The organism is Shewanella sp. Isolate7 (assembly GCF_022398425.1).
Lineage (GTDB): Bacteria > Pseudomonadota > Gammaproteobacteria > Enterobacterales > Shewanellaceae > Shewanella.
The window spans coordinates 1-9,556 of the sequence record NZ_JAKEVJ010000113.1 but is presented as its reverse complement, the minus strand read 5'-3'; the positions used below and the strand labels follow the sequence as shown (position 1 = coordinate 9,556).

Below are 9,556 nucleotides of genomic sequence, written 5' to 3'. Positions count from 1 at the left end.
ATCGAGCGACACGTAAAAATCAAGAATGCAGCGACCCCTTTTGACCCTCAATACCAAGAATATTTGGTGAAGAGAAAATCTAAAAGGCTAGCTCGTAACTCTTGGAAAGAGCCTGTCCCGACTGCGTTATAAGTTGCTGGGTATCAATGATGCCTTAGTGGAGGCTTGAGCCGTATGCAGTGAAAGTTGCACGTACGGTTCTTAGAGGGGCGGCACTTGGTAACAAGTGTCGTCTACTCGACAAAAAAAATTGGTGCATCCATGTACTGCTCCTGCTGCCAAGCAATTCAAAACTATGTGGCATTGGTCTTCAGCAGGCAATATTCATTTCCACAAAACCTTGGCCATTCACACCCTATTCAAATACCTATGCTTATCAAATACGGTCAAATCAAAGAGATGGATAATCGGGTGTAAACACGCTTTTGGCCTTCGAAATCATGGATGATTTCGCAGAGCATCCAAGGATGGACTCGCTGCGTGCCAAAAGCGTGTTTGCACATGAGCCTGCCGCAGGCAATTGGTCACAATGGTGGATAACGCTACAAGAAGCTTGTAGCTAGCTCACTAGGGGACGACCTGAAGCCAGCATAGAGGTAACCATAAACTTTACCTGCCACAGGCAATAGGTAAACCATAACCTAATGGTTATAAACCCCACCTTCCAACACCAAATAAGTTTAACGCTCAATTAGCGAAACCGAATTGCCGCAGGCAATTGAAAATAAGGCCTGATGTCTCGGCGTGAGTCCCCCTATCTCGCCACCGAACCACTTTATTGCTATATTAGCGCCCATTATCTTAAGACAGGCTGTGCCTTCGCGCGGCCAGATCCACCTAGACCATAAAGGGCATTCAATGAAAATTGGTATTATCGGCGCCATGGAGCCAGAAGTCGCTCACCTAATTTCGGCCATGACAGACACCCAGAGCCAGACCATCGCGGGCATAGAGTTTGTCGCCGGGCAGCTAGAGGGCAAAGAGGTGATCGTCACCCGCTCTGGCATCGGCAAGGTCACCGCCAGTGTCGCTACCACACTGCTGATTGAGAAATATGCTCCGGATTATGTGATCAACACAGGCTCGGCGGGCGGCTTCGTCGACAGCCTGGCCATCGGCGACATCGTTATCTCCTCTGAGGTGCGTCACCACGACGTGGATGTGACCGCCTTCGGCTACGAGATAGGTCAAATGGCCCAGCAACCTGCGGCCTTCATGCCAGACAGAACACTGGTCGTGGCGGCCAAGAAGGCGGTGGCGGATCTGGGTGAGGTAAAAGCGATCGAGGGGCTTATCTGCACCGGCGACAGCTTTATCTGCGACCCTGAACGCACTAAGGTGATGCTAAGTAACTTCCCGGCCATGGCCGCCTGTGAGATGGAAGGCGCGGCGATTGCGCAGGTGTGTCACCAGTTCAAGGTGCCTTTCGTGGTGATCCGCTCGCTGTCTGACAACGCCAACAACGATTCGCCGGTAGATTTTGACAGCTACCTGGTAAAAGCCGGCCATCATTCGGCGCTGATGGTGATCTCGCTGCTGAAGCACCTGTAAGACGCAGGCGCTCACCCAGTAGCCATTTAGCGAAGAGCTAAGCGACCCGATGCACGATATCATCCAGCAACTACTGCTCGACAGCCCCTTCTACCAAGGGGCTGCCATCTTGTTGGTGGCGATTTTCATGGCGCTGCTGGCGCCGCTGCCACGGGAATATCAGGCTTTCTACTGGTTTTCCCTGCTGGCACGCAGCCTGTCGGCCAAGGTGGCGCGTAGCGATCGCTCCCCTGGCCAGCAGCGCCTGGCCGGTAGCCTGTCTGTGTTGCTGCTCGTGCTGCCCTTCTGGCTGATCTTAAGCTTCCTGCTGGAACTGGCAGCCTTCCCCTGGTTCTTCGAGTGTCTGTTTCTCTATCTCTGCCTGTGCGACGAGCAGTTTCACAAGGTGGCGGAGGAAACAGGCCAGGCACTGGAGCGCCAAGACAAGCAGCGCGCCCGTCGCCTGCTGAGCCAATGGGTCTATCGCGACACCCGAGAACTCTCGGAGGTCGGCATGAGTAAGACGACCATAGAGAAGCTGATGACCACCTCCATCTATGGCACGGTCGCCACCATCCTCTTCTACGCCGTCGGCGGTGCCCCCCTGGTACTGGGCGCACGGATGATCAAGCAGCTGGAATACACTTGGCCGGCCCTCAACCCACAATATCGTGAGTTCGGCCGCCCCGCCTATCTGCTGAGCTACCTCATCTACTGGTTGCCCACCCAGGCCTGGAACTTCACCCTGGCGATCCAGGGTGGCCCAGGCGCCCTGGTGCAGATGTTGAGACCCGTCAAGAGCCCGCTGCCGATAAACAACCATCTGACCACCTGCGCCCTCGCGGCAAAAGTGCTCGACACCGAGCTGGGCGGCCCACAAAAATTTGCCGGTCAGAGGGTCGATATCGCCCGCATCGGCACAGGTCCCAAGCCCACGCCTCACACCATCTCGGCGGCGCTGAAACTGCTGCGCCTGAGCAAGGGCATCTGGGTGCTCTCGGTACTGCTCATCCCCTGCCTGTGGGCCATGCTACGCCTCCTGGCGCACGCTTAATCGCCACTCTGTGTCACGCCGCCTCTGGCTTGGCGCCTTTTAACTAGACAAGCCAAAACCGCTTGGTATTATTCCCCCTCTGGCGGCAACATATCGACATAATAGGCATAACACTTTGTTTGAGAATCTTCACATTTCCCTGACCACACCGGCGCTGCTGTTTCCGGCTATCTCTCTGTTACTCCTGGCCTATACCAACCGCTTCTTCTCGCTGGCGGCGCTGATCCGCAGCCTGAGCGCCGACGGTGCGCCGGTTCACTCGGGCCAGCTGCAAAACCTGCGTCGCCGCATCGTCATCATCCGCCGCATGCAGGAGGCCGGCGTCTCCAGCTTCGCCCTGTGCGTCCTGTGTATGATCTTCATCTATGTCGGCTTCAACAAGACGGGCTCCATCATCTTCGGCTCCAGCCTGCTGCTTCTGCTCTACTCCCTGGTGCTGTCTGTACTTGAGATCCGCATCTCGGTCGATGCCCTCAACTACCACCTGCAAGAGCTAGATCAATGAAGGAGTGGATCTATTTTTTCGACCTCTGCGGCACGGCAGTTTTCGCCCTCTCCGGCGCCCTAGCCGCCGGGCGTCACCGCATGGACCCGTTCGGAGTGATAGTGCTGGCCTCGGTCACCGCCATCGGCGGCGGCAGCATACGCGACGCCCTGCTCGGCACCACACCGGTATTTTGGATCCGCGACCCCAACTACATCATAGTGATATTGGCTACCGTGCTGCTCGCGCTTATCTTTATTCGCAAGCCCAAGAAGGTACCCCAATACACGCTACCTGTGGCCGATGCCTTCGGATTGGCGCTGTTTACCGTGATCGGGGCCGAAAAGGCACTCAATCTTGGCCTCAGTGGCATGATTGCCGTGGTGATGGGCTTGATAACTGGCGTCGGAGGCGGCATTATTCGAGACGTACTCTGTCGCCAGATCCCCATGATATTGCGCACCGAAATCTATGCGACCGCCTCGATATTTGGCGGGATAAGCTATACCTGTGCCATCACCTGGGGCTTGGCCGATAAGGTGGCCCTGGCCATCGCCATGATAAGCGCGCTTGTCATACGGCTGGCGGCCATCAAGTGGCACCTACGACTTCCGGCGTTTGAATTAAAGAAAACATAAGATGATCAAGCAGTTCTTAATTAGCATTCTGATGATGTTGCCGCTCGCCGCCCAGGCGGGGCCCGGTGACATGCCTGCCGAGCAGCAGATGGCCATCAAGTATATTCAGGCGCTGACGGATCATGACTATCGCACCCTGGCCTCCTTCTACAACCGCGACAGCGTGTTTAAGGATCGCACCGCCAGCAAGACCTACACAGGCAGGCGCAACATCATAGAGTTTTTCGAGCGTGCCCATAGGGGCGTGCTGGAGTATGACTTCAACATAGAGCACATGTACAACTCAGGCTCTCTGGTGGTGATGATTGGCAACTATCACTATCGCGGCCCGGGCAGCCTGTTTGGCAAGCCAGGTAAGGTGATCGAACTGGCTATCCCAGGGGTGACCACGGTCAAGCTGGATCTGGCCAATCACAGGGTCAAGGAACATGAAGATCTGATGGACTATCAGACCATGCAAGACCAGCTCGCCACCCAGTAACACACTACCACCAGCCTTATGCCCGCTATACTGAACGCTAAGTTGCACGCTAAGTTGCTCGCGTCAAACGAACATAAAAAAGGCCTGCATCTGCAGGCCTTTTTATCGATTTCATCTAAGCATTAATCCCCGAAGGGTTAGCCAGGTCGTTACACAAGGGTGATCTTGGCGAACTTACGCTTACCCACCTGGAACACGCCTGTCAGACCGGCGCTCAGTTGCTGACGGCTGTCTTCAATCTTCTCGCCGTCAAGCTTAGCGGCGCCTTGCTTGATCATACGCATCGCCTCAGAGGTCGAGCTGACCAGGCCAGCGTCTTTGAGCACGTTAGCGATACCGATACCGTCGCCAGCGGCAATCTCAATCTCCTGGATGTCATCCGGGATGGCGCCCTTCTGGAAGCGATTGATAAACTCCTGATGCGCCGCCTCGGCAGCCGCCTCGTCGTGGAAACGGGCGATGATCTCTTTCGCCAGGGCGATCTTCACATCTCTCGGGTTAGTGCCGCTCTCGACGTCGCTCTTGAGCTGAGCTACCTCTTCCAGTGGACGGAAAGAGAGCAGCTCGAAGTAGCGCCACATCAGGTCATCTGAGATAGACATGATCTTGCCGAACATCTCACCTGCTGGCTCGCTGACACCTATGTAGTTGTGGGCAGACTTGGACATCTTCTTCACGCCGTCCAGACCTTCCAGCAGCGGCATCATGATCACCGCCTGTGGCTTCTGACCCGCCGCTTTTTGTAGCTCGCGGCCCATCAGCAGGTTGAACTTCTGGTCGGTACCGCCAAGCTCAACGTCGGCTTCCAGCGCTACCGAGTCATAGCCCTGCAGCAGTGGGTACATGAATTCGTGGATGGCAATCGACTGACCCGAGGCGTAGCGCTTCTTAAAGTCGTCACGCTCCATCATGCGCGCAACCGTCTGCTGTGAAGCCAGACGTATCATGCCTGCCGCGCCCAGCTCTTCCAGCCAGCTCGAGTTGAACTCGATGCGGGTCTTGGCCGGATCCAAGATCTTGTAGACCTGCTCCTTGTAGGTCTCGGCATTCGCCATGACCTGCTCGCGGGTCAGCGGCGGACGCGTGCTGTTCTTACCGCTCGGGTCACCCACCATGCCGGTGAAGTCACCGATCAGGAAGATCACCTCATGCCCCAATTCCTGGAAGGCACGCAGCTTGTTGAGGATCACAGTATGGCCAAGATGAATATCCGGCGCGGTTGGGTCGGCCCCCAACTTGATGCGCAGAGGACGTCCCTCTTTTAATTTTTCCAGCAGATCCGATTCGAGCAAGATCTCGTCGGTACCACGTTTAATTTCTGCTAATGCTTGGTCTAAATTAGCCATCTTGGCAGCTACTCCTAAGAGCCGATAGGTAAATAATGGGGACTAATGTTACTTGTTAGCCAGCACAAATGAAAGAGTGTACACTAACAGGATCGGCTTAAGTGTTAGAAATTGGTATCGGAGTCAATGGGAAAGATCATCACACTCTTAAAACTGTTACCCAGATTGCATCAAATCGTATTGAGTGTCTTAGTGATGATCACCATAGGCGTGATATTTCTCCCCTCCGAAGATGCCGAGGCATCGCGCAACACCAAGACGGCACTGTCGGGTAAGATCCGCCTCGGCGAGCAGGCCGGTAACGGCCCGTCCAGCGAAGACTCAGACAATGACATCAAGACCAAGGGCTACGCCTACCCCGTACCGCTGGCCTTTCGTACGCCCGAGCCGCCCAGCGCCGATGAGATTGCCCGCAATACCCAAGAGAGCGGCAACCTCGACCTTAACGACAGCGCCCTGACCCAGGTAGCGGCCCCAGCGACCGCCGCGCCAGACGAGGAAAACGAGACCAGCGAAGACTTTACCGTACGCAGCGGCGACACCCTGGCGGCCCTGTTTAAGCGCGCCGGCCTGAGCGCCCGCGACGTGTATGAGATCACCCTGCTGCCCAAGGCCAAGAAGAACCTGTTAAAGATCCTGCCCGGCGAAGAGATCAGTATCGTCAAAAACGATGCCGGCCAGCTCAAGCGGGTGGTCTACCACTTAGACCCCATCTCGACCCTGAAGATCTGCAAGGATGACAAGGGCTACAGCGAAGAGATCATCAAGAAGACGGTGGAAAGCCGCACCAAGTTTGCCAGCGCCACCATCAGCAGCAACTTCTGGAACGCCGGTGTCGGCGCGGGCTTAACCCCCAACCAGATCATGCAGCTGGCCACCATCTTCGGCTGGGATATCGACTTTGCCCTGGATCTGCGCCAGGGCGACAACTTCGCCATTCTGTTTGAAGAGGAGTACGCCGACGGCGAGTTCCTGCGTAACGGCAATATCCTGGCCGCCGAGTTCTACAACCAGGGCGATCGCTACACGGCGGTGCGCTACAAGGACGGCAACTACTATTCCGACGAGGGGCGCAGCATGCGTAAGGCCTTCCTGCGCTCGCCGGTGGACTTTAAGTATGTCAGCTCAAGCTTCAATCCGCGTCGCCTCCACCCAGTCACCGGACAGGTCAAGGCCCACAGAGGCGTGGACTATGTGGCGGCGGTCGGCACCCCCATCAAGGCTGCGGGTAAGGGCCGGGTGATCAAGTCCGGCTACAACCAATACAATGGTAACTATGTCTTCATTAAGCATAATGAGACCTATACCACCAAGTATCTTCATCTCAAGAAGCGCAAGGTCAAGCAGGGACAGACGGTAAAACAGGGACAGATCATCGGCACCCTGGGCTCTACCGGTCGCGTCACCGGCGCCCACCTGCATTACGAGTTTATCGTTAACGGCGTGCACCGTAATCCGCGCACGGTCAAGCTGCCCCAGTCTCTGCCCATAGATCGCAAGGAAAAATCCAGCTTCCTCGCCCTGAGTAAGCAATTGATGGCTAAACTTGAACAAAACAAGCAAGTGCAATTGGCCTCCCAGTGAGTCTCTCTTTTCGGGTCAACAGACCCCAGGACACCTAGATGAGCAAACATTACTATATCGGCCTGATGTCGGGCACTAGCATGGATGGCGTCGACGCCGTACTGGTCGACTTCACCGACGATAAGATCACCTTGGTCGACACCCATACCGAGCCCCTGCCGAGCCATCTACTGAGCGGACTGCAGCGTCTGTGCCAATCGGGCTCAGATGAGATCAACCGTATGGGCATACTGGATCGCAGCGTCGGCAAGCTGTTTGCCCAGGCCGTCGAAGGCCTACTGGCCAAGAGTGGCATAGACAGACAGCAGATCATGGCCATCGGCAGCCACGGCCAGACGGTACGCCACATGCCCAACCTGGAGCTGGGCTTTACCCTGCAGATTGGCGACCCCAACACCATCGCCGCCCTCACCGGCATAGATGTCATCGCCGACTTTCGCCGCAAAGATATCGCCCTGGGCGGTCAGGGGGCGCCTTTGGTGCCTGCCTTCCATCAGGAGCTGTTTGCCCGCACAGGCCATCAGCGGATGATCCTCAACATAGGCGGCATCTCTAACATTACCTATCTGCCAGGCGATGCCAGCGCGGTCATCGGCTTCGATAACGGCCCGGGCAACACGCTTATCGACACCTGGATAAAGCAGGTGCAGGGCGAGGCATACGACAAGGACGGCGGCTGGGCGGCCAGCGGCAAGACAGACGAGCAACTGCTCAAGCAGATGCTGTCGCACTCCTATTTCTCATTAAGCGCGCCTAAGAGTACCGGACGGGAGTTGTTTAACCAGGCCTGGCTCGAACAGCAGACCGCCGATTTTGGCTATCTGCATGAGGCGGATATTCAATCTACCCTGCTGGATCTCACCTGCCACAGCATCGCCAACGACTGCCTCAAGCTCACCGATAAGGCCGAGCTGTATGTCTGCGGTGGCGGCGCCTTTAACACCGAGCTGCTCAGCCGCCTGGCCAAGCTACTGCCCGGCTATCAGGTACATACCACCGCCAGCCTAGGGGTAGATCCTCAATGGGTAGAAGGCATCGCCTTCGCCTGGCTCGCCATGCGCCACAAGCTCGGCCTGCCCGGTAACCTGCCTGCGGTCACGGGCGCCAGCCGTGAAACTGTGCTCGGTGGCCTATTCCCCGGCAACTGAACAAGAGCGCCCTAGCCCGTGTAAAAAAACGGTTAGCGAGGGGCGCAAGCGATGTTATCATGAGCGCCAATCGGCCCTGCCGCAAATTAATGAAGAGACAGCAATGACCAAGAGTGCAAAAGATGCTAGCCAGATGACCCCTGAGGCCCGTTACGACTACCTCGTCGAACAAGCCAAGGCCAACAAGACCCTGTGGACACTGCAGGATGTCGACGGCTGCGTCATGCTGACCACCGAAGATGAAGACTGCATCCCTATGTGGCCCTGTGAAGAATCCGCCAAGATGTGGGCGATTGATGACTGGGCAGATTGCATCCCACTGGCCATCTCCCTGGATGAGTGGCTGGAACGCTGGGTGCCCGGCATGCAGGACGACGACCTGTTTGTCGCCGTCTTCCCGGTACAGGAAGATCTCGGCGTGGTGATCCCGCCCTATGAGCTGGAACAGCGCCTGACGCCTAAGCAGCGTCACTAATCGGCCTTGTAAGATCATGGGAGAGAACAAGGTGTCACCGTCTGAGATGACAGAGACGACAGCGCAGGCAGAAGCTCAAGTAGAGGCTGCTCAAACGGCTAACGCACAAGCAGAGAGTGCCCTAGCTGAAAGTGTCCAAGCAGTAAGCCCCCAGGCCGCCAACCAGCAGCCGATAAAGGCCAGACTGCCTAAGCGCCTGCTCGCGATGTTGCTGCTCCTGACACTGGCCTCTGTCAGCGGCTTGATGGCCAAACAAGGGGTACTGTTTTGCATGCTGACCCTGCTGATGGTGATTGCCGTGCTGGGCCGGCAAAAAGCCGGGCTCTATATGCTAAGGGGCTACACCATTATCCAGCTCGCGCTGGTGAGCCTGCTGCCGGTGATCTTATACGACCCCGACAACCTGGTGGCCGGTCCGTCGACCTTTCACCTGGGCGATTGGCAGGGCAAGCTGCCCGATTGGTTAGTGTTCACTGTACTGATACTGCTCGCGCTGGTGCAGGTGTGGATAGCCTTTACCCCTAAGGTAAAGGCCTACTGCCATATCAAGAACAGCATGAATATCATGAAATAAGCCAATCGGTATGGGGCTAATACCAATCACAGTATTTACAGTGATCAATCCTTATACCAATCACAGTAAACATGTGATCAGAAATAGTGCAGGAAAAACGCTTGAGAACAAAGCAGGATTTTTAGATAAGTAGTTATTCTACAATTAAAAATACTAATACAGTTATCGAGCGTTTTAACAAGCTAGAATGATCAATTGTTTATTACGATTGGTATTAGAGGCGCAGGCGGCGGATCACCGCG

At 56.0% G+C, this 9,556-nt stretch carries 10 protein-coding genes; 9 read left to right on the top strand and 1 reads right to left on the bottom strand.

Features of this window, described 5'->3' with window-relative positions; all coding sequences use genetic code 11:
- Nucleotides 1–858: 858 nt before the first annotated feature.
- The 5 genes from mtnN to L1D47_RS19385 all read left to right on the top strand — a co-directional run bounded on the left by mtnN (nt 859) and on the right by L1D47_RS19385 (nt 4,187).
- On the top strand, nt 859–1,551 hold the full coding sequence (gene mtnN / locus L1D47_RS19405) for a 5'-methylthioadenosine/S-adenosylhomocysteine nucleosidase (RefSeq protein WP_239886455.1): 693 nt from the start codon (nt 859–861) through the stop codon (nt 1,549–1,551).
- 49 nt (nt 1,552–1,600) lie between these two features.
- Nucleotides 1,601–2,584, top strand: coding sequence for a cobalamin biosynthesis protein (locus L1D47_RS19400; RefSeq protein WP_239886454.1), 984 nt, complete (start codon nt 1,601–1,603; stop codon nt 2,582–2,584).
- 115 nt (nt 2,585–2,699) lie between these two features.
- Entirely contained in the window at nt 2,700–3,089 is a 390-nt protein-coding gene (locus tag L1D47_RS19395) for a DUF2721 domain-containing protein (protein ID WP_041510317.1), read from the top strand.
- The gene (locus tag L1D47_RS19390) at nt 3,086–3,706 is read left to right on the top strand and encodes a trimeric intracellular cation channel family protein (protein ID WP_041510316.1); all 621 of its coding nucleotides are present in this window, start codon (nt 3,086–3,088) and stop codon (nt 3,704–3,706) included. The genes L1D47_RS19395 and L1D47_RS19390 overlap by 4 nt, the downstream gene beginning before the upstream one ends.
- A gap of 31 nt (nt 3,707–3,737) precedes the next feature.
- Entirely contained in the window at nt 3,738–4,187 is a 450-nt protein-coding gene (locus L1D47_RS19385; protein WP_235375386.1) for a nuclear transport factor 2 family protein, read from the top strand.
- A gap of 149 nt (nt 4,188–4,336) precedes the next feature.
- On the opposite strand, the gene tyrS is transcribed toward L1D47_RS19385, so the two are convergent.
- On the bottom strand, nt 4,337–5,533 hold the full coding sequence (tyrS, locus tag L1D47_RS19380; protein WP_239886453.1) for a tyrosine--tRNA ligase: 1,197 nt from the start codon (nt 5,531–5,533) through the stop codon (nt 4,337–4,339).
- 126 nt (nt 5,534–5,659) lie between these two features.
- Between tyrS and L1D47_RS19375 the strand changes: the two genes are divergently transcribed.
- The 4 genes from L1D47_RS19375 (at nt 5,660) to L1D47_RS19360 (ending at nt 9,314) form a co-directional block, all read left to right on the top strand.
- On the top strand, nt 5,660–7,117 hold the full coding sequence (locus L1D47_RS19375) for a peptidoglycan DD-metalloendopeptidase family protein (protein WP_239886452.1): 1,458 nt from the start codon (nt 5,660–5,662) through the stop codon (nt 7,115–7,117).
- 38 nt (nt 7,118–7,155) lie between these two features.
- A complete protein-coding gene (locus L1D47_RS19370; RefSeq protein ID WP_239886451.1) occupies nt 7,156–8,265 on the top strand; it encodes an anhydro-N-acetylmuramic acid kinase in 1,110 nt (369 codons plus the stop codon).
- 103 nt (nt 8,266–8,368) lie between these two features.
- On the top strand, nt 8,369–8,740 hold the full coding sequence (locus L1D47_RS19365) for a DUF2750 domain-containing protein (RefSeq protein ID WP_041510311.1): 372 nt from the start codon (nt 8,369–8,371) through the stop codon (nt 8,738–8,740).
- A 46-nt stretch (nt 8,741–8,786) separates the two neighbouring features.
- Nucleotides 8,787–9,314 carry a hypothetical protein gene (locus L1D47_RS19360; protein WP_239886450.1) on the top strand — a complete coding sequence of 176 codons (528 nt, stop codon included), beginning with the start codon at nt 8,787–8,789 and terminating at the stop codon, nt 9,312–9,314.
- The last annotated feature ends 242 nt before the right edge of the window (nt 9,315–9,556 follow it).